This is a genomic window from Gammaproteobacteria bacterium (genome assembly GCA_041395445.1).
Taxonomy (GTDB): Bacteria; Pseudomonadota; Gammaproteobacteria; order Xanthomonadales; family Marinicellaceae; genus NORP309.
The window spans coordinates 130,591-144,404 of the sequence record JAWLAO010000006.1; the positions used below are offsets into that span (position 1 = coordinate 130,591).

Here is a 13,814-nt window from a genome sequence, read left to right on the forward strand (position 1 = left end):
ACTGATAAATTATCCGACTAACATTCCTGCGAAATTGGCAGAAAGTAATGATGCCAATGTTCCACCGATTAAAGCCTTAATGCCAAACTCAGAAAGACGTTTTCGCTGATTTGGAGCTAAATGTCCGATTCCGCCAACTTGAATACCGATAGAAGCAAAATTGGCAAAACCGCAAAGCATATACGTTGCAATCAGTACTGATTTTTCATAAGACAAATGCATGGCTGAAGCTACATTTTTAAACTCAGCCAAGTTGATATAACCGACAAATTCACTAGCAATCAATTTAATACCAAGCAACTGTCCAAGAATGGTAATGTCTTCTTTGGCAACGCCAATCAGCCACATTAAAGGTGCAAAAGTATATCCAAGAATAAACTCCATAGACAACTTGTCATAGTTGGTATGAGTAGCAATCCATTGACTGATAGAATTTCCAAATGTGTAACCATCAACATTGAGTACCATGATGTAGCGATAGAGAACGACCGCAACTAAAACTCCAAAGAAGTTCATGAAGAAGTTTCTGAATACCGGAATATTTTCACGCTTGTAATAACTAACGCCGGCTGCGAATACGGCAGCGACAATCCAATGCAAGAATGAAGTAAAATGTCCCAAGACTTGTAAAATATAGTTACCCATAGCAATAAATGCGAAGAACACCAAAAGCATCGCACCGATATTTACAGCTAATTTCAAACCATCAGTTGTTCCTGATGCCATAGCATCCAAAAAGTTAGAACCGGCTTTTTCTTTTGAAACCTCAATGTTGCTGTCAATTTTTTCAGTTTGTGGCATGAGAATTTTAGCAACCACAATGGCTCCAGGAGCTGCCATAACTGATGCACTGAGCAAGTGCTTGGCATAAAAAGCCTGTTGAACTGGGTCATCCCCACCGAGAAAACTCACATAAGCAGCCAATACACCACCGGCAACGGTTGCCATACCACCAATCATAACCAGCAGTATTTCTGAACGGTTCATACGCTCCAGATACGCTTTAATCATCAAAGGAGCTTCCGTTTGACCGAGAAAGATATTACCTGCGACCGATAAACTTTCAGCGCCGGAAATATTTAAAGTTTTAGTTAATACTACAGCTAATGCTTTAACGATTTTTTGAATGATTCCCAGAAAGAAAAGCACTGATGTTAACGCAGAGAAGAAAATAATGGTTGGCAATATCATGATTGCAAAATTAATCAGCGGACTTTCAATTTGACCGGATGTGAAAGAGTTAAATAAAAAACTGGTTCCGGCTTTGGTGAAATCCATTACTTTAACGAACATTTGTCCGACGGTATCAAAAAATGCAGCAACAAATGGAACATACAGCACGCCGACAGCAATTAGCAACTGCATAAATAACCCGATGCCAACGACTTTCCATGAAATGGATTTGCGATCGGAGCTAAAAATATAAGCAATGACAATCAAAACAATCATGCCAATAATGCCACGAGAAATGGAAGTGAAATTAATCCCCTGTGAAGCAATTAACTCTGTCATTATTTTTCTACCCTAAAATTTGAATAAACATTATAGTTTGCGATAATTTATCAAGTCAAATGAATGTGTTAATTCACTTATACAAACTGACCGCAAGCATGCCCTGATGACCAGGCCCATTGGAAGTTGTATCCGCCTAAATGTCCGGTGACATCCAGAACTTCACCAACAAAGAATAAACCTTTGACGAGTTTGCTTTCAAAAGTTTTTGAGGAGACCTCATCGGTGTTCACTCCACCTTTGGTGACTTCAGCAGTTCGATAGCCTTCCGTTCCATTAGGTTTGATTTGCCAATGATGAATTTGTTTGTGGATTTCTGCTTTTTTTTGTTTTGAAATTTCTGCAAAATTTTTCGAGCGGATTTGGTTGAAAAATAATTCGCAAAGAATAGTGGAGAGCTTTTTACTGAAAAGTTGGTTTAGAATTTGTTCCAACGATTTATTCGAACTGTTTTCAGCAAACGCTAAAACGTCTTCATCAGGTAGCAAATTGATTTCAATAGTATCTCCCGAATTCCAGTAACTTGAAATTTGCAAGATTGCCGGTCCGCTTAAACCACGATGGGTAAAAAGCATGTTTTCACGAAAGCTTTGTCCGTTACAAGTGACAGAAACATCCTGAGACGTTCCGGATAATTCATTGAGAAATTGTTTGAGTTGGTCTGTGATCGTAAAGGGAACCAAAGCTGCTGATGTTGGCATAACAGTATGACCGAACTGTTTGGCAATTTCATAACCAAAACCGCTGGCTCCCATCTTTGGTATTGACAACCCACCGGTTGCAATCACCAAAGATTCGCAGGTAAATAAACCAAGTGATGTTTTGAGCTCAAATTGATTGTCTGTTTTTACAACTTCAAGCACGTTGCAATTGAGTCTGATTTTGGATTGCACATCTTCGCACTCGGATAAAAGCATTTCCAGAATGTCCTTGGATTTGTTGTCACAAAATAATTGCCCCAGAGTTTTTTCATGATAGGGAATATTGTGTTTTTCCACCAAAGAGATAAAATCCCATTGTGTATATCGTGATAATGCAGATTTATGGAAGTGCGGATTCGATCCAAGATAATTTTCCGGCTGAATATCCAGATTGGTGAAGTTACATCGACCACCTCCGGACATCAGAATTTTTTTTCCGGCTTTATTGGCATGGTCGAGTACCAGAACATTTTTGCCCCTTTTGCCGGCAGAAATTGCCGTCATCAAACCGGCAGCTCCGGCACCGATAATGATTACATCTACTTTGTTAATAAATCCACCCTGATAGGCGAGGTGAAAAATGCACCTTTTTCAGTCTGGTGATTTTTAAATTTGGATTTGATTTTTTGCATCAACTCATCGGAGATTTGATGCTCGGTATGAGTGACATTGATGACATTTTGCTCAAATTCTTCAAAGTCTTTAAAAACTCTGGGAGTGTTAAAAAAGATTTGTTTAATGAGTGAAAGTTCTTTTTTATTAATGCTTTCCACAATCGCCTCGAAAGCAGCCTTTCTGACTATTTCTTCATCATGAAAAAGCCTGAGGATTTCATTAAAATCGCCGGCAAAGACCGGTTCGGAAATATAGGCTTTTCCCTTTGGCTTTAATACACGAGAAACTTCAGAAAGAGCTTTTTGCATTAACTCTTGTGGAACATGGTGTAATGACTTAAACATTAAAATAATATCAAAACTATTATCATCAAATGGCAAATCCTGAGCACCAGCCAATATAAAGTCAACATTTGGCAAATCTGAAATTTCCAGATTTTTTTCATGCTGAATAGTATCAACTTCAGTGGCAACAATCTTTCTGTCAAAACCCGTAGTGGCAATCTGACGAGTGATTTGAGCTTTTCCACATCCCAATTCCAAAATGTTTTTGTTATCAAAATCAAGAACTTCATTTAGAGTTTCGCTTTCTGGACAAGTTCTGTCAGAAATTGTATCGGGCTTCATTGCAATCATTGATTAGTGATATTTTCTTTGACAACAGATAACGCTTGTTGAATGCGTTTCAATGTTTCTTCTTTACCAAGAATTTTCATGATTTCATCATTGGCAGGTCCGGATGATTGTCCTGTTAAAGCGACACGAAGCGGTTGTCCGACTTTACCAAAACCAACTTGTAAATCATTGACAGTTTCTTCAATCAATCCATGCAAGTCTGCATTGCTCCAATCGTCTATCTCATTACACTTTGTGATTAAAGTTTGTAATGGTTCAATAGCAGATTCTTTGAAAACTTTTTTAACCGCATTTTCATCGTATTCGGTGATATCCTGCAACAAGAAAAGCGAAGAATCCGCCATCGCATTGATAGTTGTTGAACGAGCTTTGAACATTTCTACAACTTGATTGAGATTTAAGTTCTGAGGAACTTGGATTCCTGAGTCATTATAACGATTTTTCAATAACTCCGCCAAACGAGATGTGTCAGCATTTTGGATGTATTGTTGGTTAATCCAATCCAGTTTGGAAGTGTTGAAAGAGGAGGGAGCTCGATTGACTTTTTTCAAGTCGAACAGCTCAATCATTTCATCTTTGGTAAACAGTTCCTTGTCTTCATAAGACCAACCCAAACGCACCAGATAATTCAATACCGCTTCCGGTAAATAACCGTTTTTGGCATATTCCATCACGCTCACTGCTCCATGACGTTTGGATAAACGAGCACCATCGTCACCCAAAATCATTGGTAAATGAGCAAATCTCGGCAATTCAGCGCCCAAGGCATGATAAATGTTGATTTGTCTTGGAGTGTTATTGATATGATCATCACCTCGTATGACGTGTGAAATTTGCATGTCCACATCATCAATAACCACTGTAAAATTATAAGTCGGTGTGCCATCCGGACGAGCAATAATCAAATCATCCAGTTCCTTATTAGATGTAGTAATCACTCCACGAACATAATCATCAAAGACCACATCGCCGTCAGTCGGATTTTTAAACCGAACCACCGCATCATCACTGTTTGGCAAGTTTAAGTGACGACATTTGCCATCATAACGAGGTTTCTCTCCATTTTGCATTTGCTTTTCACGAATTTCGTCCAGTCTTTCTTTACTGCAAGTGCAATAATAGGCTTTACTTTCGTCTAACAATTGTTGAATTTTCTCTTTATAACGGTCGAATCGCTGTGTTTGAAAATATACCTCACCATCATGTTCCAAACCTAACCATTCCATTCCTTGAAAAATCGCATCAACCGATTCTTGAGTAGAGCGCTCACGATCGGTATCTTCGATACGCAAAATAAACTTTCCTTTGTTTGCTCGGGCAAAAAGATAAGAAAACAATGCGGTTCTGGCACCTCCAACATGTAAATATCCAGTTGGAGAAGGAGCGAATCGGGTCACAACAGTCATAAAATTAGTATCAAAAATAAATCAAGCGGCATAATACCAAATTGCTTGGTAAATTACATTTAAGCATGAGTTGCTTTGGTGAAATTGTTTATGTTTTTCCAATTAGATAGTTACTTGGCTTTCCATCCATCAGTCTAAAAGGTAAAATTTGCTTTTTTATTAAAAATACAAAATATGAGCGACGAGAATAAAAAATCTCTCAGTTATAAAGATGCCGGTGTGGATATAGATGCAGGGAATGAGCTGGTTGAAAAGATTAAACCGGCCATCAAGACCACAAACCGTGAAGGAGTCATGGGAAGCATAGGTGGTTTTGGCGGTTTGTTCGATTTATCCAAACTGAACTACAAAAGCCCCGTTTTGGTTTCCGGGACCGATGGTGTCGGAACAAAATTAAAACTAGCAGAAATGATGAATGATCATTCAACTATTGGAATTGACTTAGTAGCAATGTGTGTCAATGACATTGTAGTTTTAGGTGCTGAACCGCTATTTTTCCTTGATTATTATGCTTGTGGTCAGTTGAACACTGATGAGGCGGCTTCTGTGATTCAAGGCATTGCCAATGGTTGCAGACAGTCGGGTTGTGCCCTGATTGGTGGAGAAACTGCAGAAATGCCGGGGATGTATGCCAAAGGAGATTACGATTTAGCAGGATTTGTAGTTGGAGTTGTGGAAAAAGACAACGCAATTACCGGCGAAAACATTGAAGAAGATGATGTGATAATTGGACTTGCTTCATCCGGTCCGCATTCCAATGGTTATTCGCTAATCAGAAAAGTATTAGAAGTCAATAATACCAATTTAAACTCTCCAATGGGTGATAGCACAATTGGCGAGAAGTTACTGCAACCGACACAAATATATGTCAAACCCATCCTGGAGTTATTAGACTCAGCCGTTGAAGTCAATGGCATTGCTCATATCACCGGTGGTGGATTGTTGGAAAATATCACTCGTGTAATTCCCGATGGTTTAGCAATCACGTTGAATTTATCGTCTTGGCAAATGCCTGAAATTTTTAACTGGTTACAGGAAAAAGGCAATTTATCACAAACTGAAATGCTAAGAACATTCAATTGTGGTATCGGAATGGTTGTTATTACCAAAAAATCGGATAGTGAAGAGTGTATGAAACAACTCCTCTTATCAGGAATTGATTGCTGGGAAATTGGCTTCGTTCGTTCTCATGAATCAAATACAGCCGAAGTGGAATTACAAGACTAATGTCTTCTCCGCTTAAAATTGCTGTTTTTATCTCAGGAACAGGGAGTAATCTGGGATCGATTATTCGTAATCAGTCAAAATACAACTATCAAGTGGTTTTGGTTGTCAGTAATAAAGAATCTGCCAAAGGTTTGGACTTTGCCCATGAATCCAATATTCCTTTTTATACATTTCAATGGGATAAAGAAGATAAAGAGCTTCAGCATTTACAAGAACAAATTTCCCAACAGCAATGTGAATTGATTGTTTTAGCCGGTTTTATGAAGATTTTGCCCGAAGCTTTCACAAAAGCGTATAAAAATAAAATTATCAACATTCATCCTTCCTTATTACCCAAATATCCGGGATTGCACACTCACCAGAGAGCACTAGACAATGGTGATGAATTTCACGGAGCAACAGTTCATTATGTCAATGAAGAACTGGATGCCGGACAACGAATCTCACAAACTATTATTGAAACACAAGGCTGTAATGATGCAGATTCTTTAGCAACACGGCTTTTAGTCAGGGAACATTCACTTTTCCCTTATACAATAGGGCTTATTGCTGCCAATCGTGTAACATGGCAAGATGATGAATTGTACCTTGATGGTGAAAAATTAACGGAACCGGTAATTTTTAATGAATAAACCAATACTCATATTATTTCTTTTTCAGTCTTTCTCATTATCAGCTTTGGATTTGTTCAAGGCCGATTATAAGGTCTTTAAAGATGGAAAAGAAATTGGCTACAACACATTACAGCTCAGTCAACAGGGAGTTGATTTTGTCATGTCTGATAAAACAGACGGAACTCACGGAATGGCATCATTTCTTGGGTTTAAACGCTCAGAAGAAACTGTATTTTTAGATGCGGAAGGCGTTTTCCAACCAAAATCCTACAAAATGACTCAAAAAGTGGCTTTTAACAAACGCACCTCAGAATACCATGTTGATGTTGAAACCAACACCATTCAAGGAATAACAAAAGACAACCAGTGGCAATTAGAAATTCCAAAGGATGCTTATAGCACCCCAAATTTAGTGAGTTTGAACTTAGCAAATGATATTTGTGATGGTAAAACCGAGTTGAATTATCCAATATTGAAGAATGGTGAAATCAGCTTGTATCAATTCAAAATTATCAGTGAAGAAAACGGAATTGTTGAAATAGATAGAGTTCATTCAAAACCATCCAGAGTAACCAAAACCTGGCTCGATAAGACTCGTCAATGTCTTCCTGTAAGAACTTATCACAAGGAAGAGGATGAGGATGCTGTTGAGACAAAATTAATCGAAATAAAGTTTAATTCATGAGTTCGTTTTACTGGTACGATTTGGAAACATTCGGTATCAGTCCGCAGTATGATAGAGTGGCTCAATTTGCCGGAATTCGTACCGATATTAATCTCAATCCGATATCAGAACCGGATATGTTTTACTGTAAAACCTCTCTGGATACATTTGTTGATCCCGAATCGTGTTTAATCACCGGAATCACTCCGCAAGAATGTAACTCCAAAGGGATGAGCGAAAGAGATTTTTTTGAAAAAATCAATCAAATTTTCAGCCAACCTAAAACGTGCGTGACCGGATTCAATTCCATGCGTTTTGATGATGAATTTATTCGTTATGGTTTTTATCGCAACTTGATTGATCCTTATTTGCGAGAATGGGCGAATGGTAATAGTCGTTGGGACGTGATTGATTTGCTCAGAGCCTGTTATGCTTTAAGACCGGATGGTATCAACTGGCCGGAACATGAAGCCGGTAAACCGAGTTTTAAATTAACCGATTTAACAGAATCCAATCAGCTGACTCACACCGCCGCACATGATGCACTGAGTGATGTGGAAGCGACTATTCAGGTTGCCGGTTTGGTTAAAAGACACCAGCCTGATTTGTTTGCCTATGGTCTGAAACTCAGGGATAAAAATTATGTGAAAAGCCTGCTGAACTGGCAATTTATGAAACCGATTGTCCATGTTTCCAATAAAATTCCTGCTGAAAGAGGGTGTCTGGCAATCATGTTGCCGTTAGCTGTTCATCCAACCAATTCCAATGGAATCATTTGTTATGATTTAGCTTTTGATCCTGAGGATTTATTTGAATTGGATATCGAAGATATTCGGGATCGTATTTTCACACCTCAAGACGAACTTCCCGAAGATTGTCCTCGTATCTCTTTAAAAACCATTCATGCCAATAAATCTCCATTTGTGGCTCCTTTAAGTGTGTTAAAGGATGTGGATTTAAAACGAATTTCACTTGATTATCCGGCAAATAAAGCAAACTTGGAGAAGTTTAAGGAATTTGGTGATATTTCGGCCAAAGTTGCAGAAGTTTTCAATCAGCCATTTGATTCTGATAACGAAGACGTCGACGCCATGCTTTATTCGGGCTTTTTCACACCACAGGACAAAAGTGAGTTTAACAAGATTCGAGGAATTAACATCAGCGAGCTACAAAAATATAAGTTTAATTTCAAAGATAAGCGAGCCAATCAGTTATTGTTTCGTTATCGGGCCAGAAATTGTCCTGACGGCCTGACAAGTTCAGAAGCCAGTCAATGGCTAAATGATATTCAAACCCGAATGACGTATCGTTTTGGAGAAAATGCGGCATTGTTATTTGAAAAAATCCGCTTGTTACGCACCCAATTTAATGAACCATCTCATCAAGTATTGTTAGATGCTGTAGAACACTATACAAAAGAGCAACTCACTCAGTTGTAAGTACATTGTTATATTTGAGATGAACAGTACTGTTAGATATAAAATAAAGAAAAAGTATTTGTATATCTGAACCAAAGTGAATATGTGATTTATGTAAGGCCAACTCAGGAAAGGGATTATTCGGTACTTATTAGTATTGATTTTATTCAAAAAAATCAGATAATGATTTACGATGAAAAACAAACTTTATAGTTGTATCTTATTATGTTATCTGTTTTATGGTAGTTGTTTAGCAGATAGCGACACAGTGCCTTATTTATATGTTCTGGGAGTTACTCAGGACGCTGGATATCCACAAGCTGGTTGCTATAAACCTCATTGTATTCCCGGTTGGAAAGATAAAGAACTTCGTAAACCAGTGGTTTCATTGGGACTAATTGACCCGAAGTCAAAAAAGAAATACATGTTCGAGGCGACACCTAATTTCCCTGAGCAATTGTACGAGTTGGAAGTCGAAGCTCCAACGCGTGAGTATGAATTTTCTGGAATCTTCCTGACACACGCTCATATTGGTCATTATACCGGTTTGATGTTTTTAGGGCATGAATCAATGGGAGCAACTCAAGTTCCTGTGTTTGCAATGCCTAAAATGTCGGAGTTCTTGAAAACAAATGGGCCTTGGAGTCAGTTAGTCAGCTATCAGAATATTGCAATCAAACCAATTCTGCATCAGCAAGAAGTTGATTTAAATACAGTAAAAGTGACTCCTTTTCTGGTTCCTCATCGTGATGAGTATTCAGAAACAGTTGGATATAAAATACAAGGCCCTAATAAATCCGCTATTTTTATACCGGATATAAACAAATGGAATATTTGGAAAACTAGTATTTCTGAACTGATTCAGTCAGTTGATTATGCACTTCTTGATGCTACTTTTTATGCAAATGGTGAAATTCCGGGTCGGGACATGTCTCAAATTCCACATCCTTTTGTGACAGAAACGATGCAAACACTTCAACACCTACCAAAAAGCGACAAAAGCAAAGTTTGGTTTATTCACATGAACCATACAAATCCACTACTTAACTCAGAAAGTCCCGAAAGCAATCACGTCAAATCAGAAGGATATAATATTGCAAAAGTGGGTGATAAAATCGAGTTGTAACTTAATTATTCAAGTATAAAAACTCCAGTTTCTTTAAAAAATGAAATAATTTCTTTTTTAGTGTGTTTGCTCTAGAAATTCTCCTTAATATACACCACAACGAAACAATAAACACATACATTAGTGGTGGATAAGATGAAAAAAGAACTCAAAAATTCAATCAATAATATTTGGTTAGCTGGCTTAGGTGTTGTGTCTTTAGCACAAAAAGAAGCTGTTAAAGCGTATGACGCTTTATTGAAAGAAGGCAAAAACTTGGAAACTAAGTCTAAGAAAACTGTTAAAGAAGTGTCAGGTAAAGCTGAGAAGAAATTAAACACAATTCGTAAAGTTGCTGATAAACAGTTCAGTAAAGTTGAGAATTTGTTTGAGACTCGTATCGAAAAAGCACTGAAAAAATTTGAAATTCCTTCAGTTAAAGATATCAAAGCTCTGACTTCTAAAGTGGATACTCTTGTAAAAGAATTGAACAAGAAAGCCGCTTAATCACAAATTAGGGCATTTGCCCAAGATGTGTCCCCTATGCAGCCAAGGAAGGTTGCATTTTTTTGCCTGCGATTTGTGAAAGCCTTAGTTGAAATTAAAAAAGCCTATCCTCCCATTTGGCCAAATTATCAATTTGGGAGGACAGACTTTAGTCAAATTAAATGGGTCAAAGAGAAGAATGGGATTTAATATAATCAAATATTGCTCTTATCTATATACGCGTAAAATATTCAAAAACTTTATCAAATAAGTTAAATTATTTATGTGTTCATTATAAAAACCAGTTGGAATAATAGTTCTTAAAATAGGACAAGTATTGTTAGAATTGAGACAAAGTCAGATATTTATCTTCTAAATCAATAAATTACTTTTTGTTTGATATTGTGAATTGTGTTTTGAGTTGAAACTCATTTGTAATATGAGTTTAATTACAAATGAAGTAGGCTTCTCTTAAATTTGTTCAAAGTTTCAGTTTGCAGGAGATTTTTCTCATCAATTATGGCGATTTGTGGATTGATTTTTTTGAGTAAATAAACGAAATAACCATCTCCAATATTGGACTCTCCATCTGTTTGAAAATGTGGAGTCGTTTGGTTTCCGCAACTGGGAGATTTGCTTTTCAGAATAAAGCCTGAAAATTTTTTAAAAAACTCAATGTTTTCATTAAACCAGTTTTGCATTTGGCTTTCAAAATGAATTTTCGGGTTCTCGACCTGAGTTAATTGTAGTTGATTGTTGTGATTGATGATTTGAATTGGCTTTCTGGGGATGCTCATTCCCATATTCACCTCAGGGCATATAGCGGTTAGCGTAAATTCGTCTGCTGGAAAAAGTAAACTCAAGTCAATCCTTTTGCTTTTTCCATCAAAACGAACATCATGTCCTAAAAGACAGGCACTGACTGCGAGTTTAATCATATTTGCTTTGTTTATCGGGGAATAAAATATTCAATGGCTTGGAAAGGTCATTTGAAAAAACCATACGAACATGCGAGCGTTTCAATTTCCGAGGCTCGGTGACACCGCAAGCATGAGCTATGATACCGACCTCACTTATCATGTGTTTGGCAAAGTTTGCAACTCTTTCGGTTTTATTCTCAACAACCAGTCCTTTTTGCAGTTTGGGATCGTGAGTAGTGATTCCGGTTGGGCAGGTGTTTTTATTACACTTAAGAGCCTGAATGCAACCCAAGGAAAAAAGAAATCCTCGGGCATTGTTGATAAAATCCGCTCCGGCACACAAAGCCCAGGCAACCTCTGCGGGTGTGATGAGTTTACCCGAAGCAATAATTCGAACCCTGTCTTTGAGGCCGTATTCGTTGCGTAAATCGACCAGCATTGGTAGGGATTCTTTGATAACCATTCCAACATCATCCATCAGTGACTGTGGAGCAGCACCGGTTCCGCCATCTCCGCTATCTAAAGTAATAAAGTCAGGAGCGGATTCAATGCCTCTTTGCCTGATTTCAGTAAATAATTCATGTAACCACTCATCTGTACCCATAACCATTTTAAATCCTACGGGTAAACCGCTGGTTTCGCGAATTTTGTTGAGCATGTCTAGCAATTCGGTTACAGATTTAATTTCCGGATGACGATTTGGGCTGATTGAGGGTTTTCCGGGTTCAATACCACGGATTCTGGCAATTTCTTCAGTGACTTTCTCGGCAGGAAGAATTCCTCCCTTTCCGGGTTTAGCACCTTGTGCTAGTTTCAACTCAATCATTTTAACTTGTGGAATTTTTCCTATTTCTTTGAGCTTATCAAAATCAAACTCTCCATCTTTTGTTCGAGCACCGTATTTTGCTGTTCCGAATTGATAAACAATATCACAACCACCTTCAAGATGGTAAGGTGACAATCCACCTTCGCCGGTATTGAGCCAGATTCCGGCTTTTTTTGCGCCATGTGATAAAGATTGAACCGCCGGCTTGGATAAAGCCCCGAAGCTCATCGCTGAAATATTAAAGAAACTGCTTGTTGTAAAAGGATTTCGGGCAAAAGGTCCAATAATCATGTGTTCGGCTTCAACTGAATCTTTTTTCATCACCGGAAAGGCACAGTTCAAGAAAATCATCGCTCCTCGTCGATCCAGATTCCGTGTCGAACCAAAGGCAACGGTGTTATTATTTCCCTTAGCCGATTTATAGACCCATGTTCGTTGTGCACGGTTGAAAGGCAGTTCTTCTCGATCTTGTGCAAAGAAATATTGACGAAAGAATTCACCCAAATATTCAAATAACCAACGAAAACGACCAATGACGGGAAAGTTTCTTCGGATGGTATGTTTGGTTTGAGTTTTATCAATAATGTAGAAAATGATTGATGTCAAAATTATCAATCCGATGATAAATACAAAAAGCAGAACAAAAAATTTCAGTGTTGAATAAAACCAGGTATCGCTCACAGAGAACTCCAATTACAGTCTGGTGAAATTATATCATGCGGTGGATTGAATATTATCCAAAATAATTTAATAATCTGGTTGAATTTCATGGTTCAAATCCGTATAATCCTCGTCCTTAAATCATTTAAACAAACAGATAAGGTACTGTCATGAAAGTTTTATCTTCATTGAAATCAGCTAAAACACGCAGTCGCGACTGTAAAGTAGTTCGTCGTCGTGGTAAAGTTTTTGTAATTTGTAAATCAAATCCAAAACTGAAAGCGCGTCAAAGATAATTCTATCTTTTACCGAACCAAATATTGAAAACCCTCAGGAATGAGGGTTTTTTATTTCTATAATTTTCTATCACTCGCCGTTTCAATCTTCATCATCCCAGTCTTCATAAGTTTTAAAAACTGGTCGTTCTGTCTTGCGAAAATACCATGACAATAAAATTCCGGTGATGAACCCAAATAGATGAGACTCCCATGAAATGTGTTCCTTGTCCGGTATCACGCCGAATATGAGGGAACCATAGGCAAATGCGATGATAATGGATATCCCAACAGATTGTACATCTTTGCGGATAAATCCACTAAAGAATAAAAAAGATAGCAAACAATAGAGCAGACCACTGGCACCGATATGATTTGCTGCACGGGCAAAACTCCAGACCAGAATTCCTGTCAGCAAAATTCCATAAACAAAAACTTTTCTTGCTATTTTGGGATAGTTCCCAAATAAAGCGGTCATTGCCAATAATAAGGGCAGGGTATTACTCACAATGTGAGATAAACTGCCATGTAAAAAAACTGTTGTGATAACCCCAAAAAGATATTCGATTCTTCGTGGATGAACGCCAAAATCACGAAGAGTAAAAAAAGGATTGAAGAATGAAATCAGCCAATCAATGAAAAATATACTCCATAAGATTCCGGTAAAAACCAATGCAAACTTAAATGCCTTTGGCCATGCCCGTTTGCGCAATTGGGCATAATTGTCATCAAGTTGATAAACTCTCAATG

14 protein-coding genes are annotated in these 13,814 nt (G+C 37.8%); 7 read left to right on the forward strand and 7 right to left on the reverse strand.

From position 1 onward, the window contains the following. Positions 1-9 precede the first annotated feature (9 nt). The 4 genes from R3F25_10800 to gltX all read right to left on the reverse strand — a co-directional run bounded on the left by R3F25_10800 (position 10) and on the right by gltX (position 4,869). Entirely contained in the window at positions 10-1,512 is a 1,503-nt protein-coding gene (locus R3F25_10800; GenBank protein MEZ5497293.1) for a nucleoside transporter C-terminal domain-containing protein, read from the reverse strand. 77 nt (positions 1,513-1,589) lie between these two features. Then, positions 1,590-2,765: an NAD(P)/FAD-dependent oxidoreductase gene (locus R3F25_10805; protein ID MEZ5497294.1), complete on the reverse strand. Its 1,176-nt coding sequence runs from the start codon at positions 2,763-2,765 to the stop codon at positions 1,590-1,592. Then, on the reverse strand, positions 2,753-3,463 hold the full coding sequence (locus tag R3F25_10810) for a class I SAM-dependent methyltransferase (GenBank protein ID MEZ5497295.1): 711 nt from the start codon (positions 3,461-3,463) through the stop codon (positions 2,753-2,755). Before R3F25_10810 ends, R3F25_10805 begins: the two co-directional genes overlap by 13 nt. Beyond that, the gene (gltX, locus tag R3F25_10815; protein ID MEZ5497296.1) at positions 3,460-4,869 is read right to left on the reverse strand and encodes a glutamate--tRNA ligase; all 1,410 of its coding nucleotides are present in this window, start codon (positions 4,867-4,869) and stop codon (positions 3,460-3,462) included. The genes R3F25_10810 and gltX overlap by 4 nt, the downstream gene beginning before the upstream one ends. 174 nt (positions 4,870-5,043) lie before the next feature. Between gltX and purM the strand changes: the two genes are divergently transcribed. The 6 genes from purM to R3F25_10845 all read left to right on the forward strand — a co-directional run bounded on the left by purM (position 5,044) and on the right by R3F25_10845 (position 10,404). Next, entirely contained in the window at positions 5,044-6,096 is a 1,053-nt protein-coding gene (purM, locus tag R3F25_10820; GenBank protein ID MEZ5497297.1) for a phosphoribosylformylglycinamidine cyclo-ligase, read from the forward strand. Further along, complete coding sequence (gene purN / locus R3F25_10825; protein MEZ5497298.1) at positions 6,096-6,728, forward strand: phosphoribosylglycinamide formyltransferase; 633 nt, start codon at positions 6,096-6,098, stop codon at positions 6,726-6,728. The genes purM and purN overlap by 1 nt, the downstream gene beginning before the upstream one ends. Continuing rightward, entirely contained in the window at positions 6,721-7,395 is a 675-nt protein-coding gene (locus R3F25_10830; GenBank protein MEZ5497299.1) for a hypothetical protein, read from the forward strand. The genes purN and R3F25_10830 overlap by 8 nt, the downstream gene beginning before the upstream one ends. Further along, positions 7,392-8,813: an exodeoxyribonuclease I gene (gene sbcB, locus R3F25_10835; protein MEZ5497300.1), complete on the forward strand. Its 1,422-nt coding sequence runs from the start codon at positions 7,392-7,394 to the stop codon at positions 8,811-8,813. The genes R3F25_10830 and sbcB overlap by 4 nt, the downstream gene beginning before the upstream one ends. 172 nt (positions 8,814-8,985) lie before the next feature. Further along, entirely contained in the window at positions 8,986-9,918 is a 933-nt protein-coding gene (locus R3F25_10840; GenBank protein ID MEZ5497301.1) for an MBL fold metallo-hydrolase, read from the forward strand. A 135-nt stretch (positions 9,919-10,053) separates the two neighbouring features. Continuing rightward, positions 10,054-10,404 carry a phasin family protein gene (locus R3F25_10845; protein MEZ5497302.1) on the forward strand — a complete coding sequence of 117 codons (351 nt, stop codon included), beginning with the start codon at positions 10,054-10,056 and terminating at the stop codon, positions 10,402-10,404. Between the two features lie 428 nt (positions 10,405-10,832). On the opposite strand, the gene R3F25_10850 is transcribed toward R3F25_10845, so the two are convergent. Together R3F25_10850 and R3F25_10855 are read right to left on the reverse strand one after the other, a co-directional pair. Then, positions 10,833-11,321 carry a DUF523 domain-containing protein gene (locus R3F25_10850; GenBank protein MEZ5497303.1) on the reverse strand — a complete coding sequence of 163 codons (489 nt, stop codon included), beginning with the start codon at positions 11,319-11,321 and terminating at the stop codon, positions 10,833-10,835. Beyond that, entirely contained in the window at positions 11,314-12,810 is a 1,497-nt protein-coding gene (locus R3F25_10855; GenBank protein ID MEZ5497304.1) for an FMN-binding glutamate synthase family protein, read from the reverse strand. Before R3F25_10855 ends, R3F25_10850 begins: the two co-directional genes overlap by 8 nt. A 149-nt stretch (positions 12,811-12,959) precedes the next feature. Between R3F25_10855 and ykgO the strand changes: the two genes are divergently transcribed. Further along, a complete protein-coding gene (ykgO, locus tag R3F25_10860) occupies positions 12,960-13,085 on the forward strand; it encodes a type B 50S ribosomal protein L36 (protein MEZ5497305.1) in 126 nt (41 codons plus the stop codon). An 82-nt stretch (positions 13,086-13,167) separates the two neighbouring features. Here ykgO and R3F25_10865 read toward each other — a convergent pair whose 3' ends face one another. Then, a complete protein-coding gene (locus R3F25_10865; protein MEZ5497306.1) occupies positions 13,168-13,812 on the reverse strand; it encodes a rhomboid family intramembrane serine protease in 645 nt (214 codons plus the stop codon). Positions 13,813-13,814: the final 2 nt, after the last annotated feature.

Coding starts and splice junctions, on each gene's coding strand:
- R3F25_10840 (MEZ5497301.1), top strand. CDS start 8,986: ATGAAAAACAAACTTTATAGTTGTATCTTATTATGTTATCTGTTTTAT.
- R3F25_10845 (MEZ5497302.1), top strand. CDS start 10,054: ATGAAAAAAGAACTCAAAAATTCAATCAATAATATTTGGTTAGCTGGC.
- R3F25_10800 (MEZ5497293.1), bottom strand. CDS start 1,512: ATGACAGAGTTAATTGCTTCACAGGGGATTAATTTCACTTCCATTTCT.
- gltX (MEZ5497296.1), bottom strand. CDS start 4,869: ATGACTGTTGTGACCCGATTCGCTCCTTCTCCAACTGGATATTTACAT.
- R3F25_10850 (MEZ5497303.1), bottom strand. CDS start 11,321: ATGATTAAACTCGCAGTCAGTGCCTGTCTTTTAGGACATGATGTTCGT.
- sbcB (MEZ5497300.1), top strand. CDS start 7,392: ATGAGTTCGTTTTACTGGTACGATTTGGAAACATTCGGTATCAGTCCG.
- R3F25_10810 (MEZ5497295.1), bottom strand. CDS start 3,463: ATGATTGCAATGAAGCCCGATACAATTTCTGACAGAACTTGTCCAGAA.
- ykgO (MEZ5497305.1), top strand. CDS start 12,960: ATGAAAGTTTTATCTTCATTGAAATCAGCTAAAACACGCAGTCGCGAC.
- R3F25_10830 (MEZ5497299.1), top strand. CDS start 6,721: ATGAATAAACCAATACTCATATTATTTCTTTTTCAGTCTTTCTCATTA.
- purM (MEZ5497297.1), top strand. CDS start 5,044: ATGAGCGACGAGAATAAAAAATCTCTCAGTTATAAAGATGCCGGTGTG.
- purN (MEZ5497298.1), top strand. CDS start 6,096: ATGTCTTCTCCGCTTAAAATTGCTGTTTTTATCTCAGGAACAGGGAGT.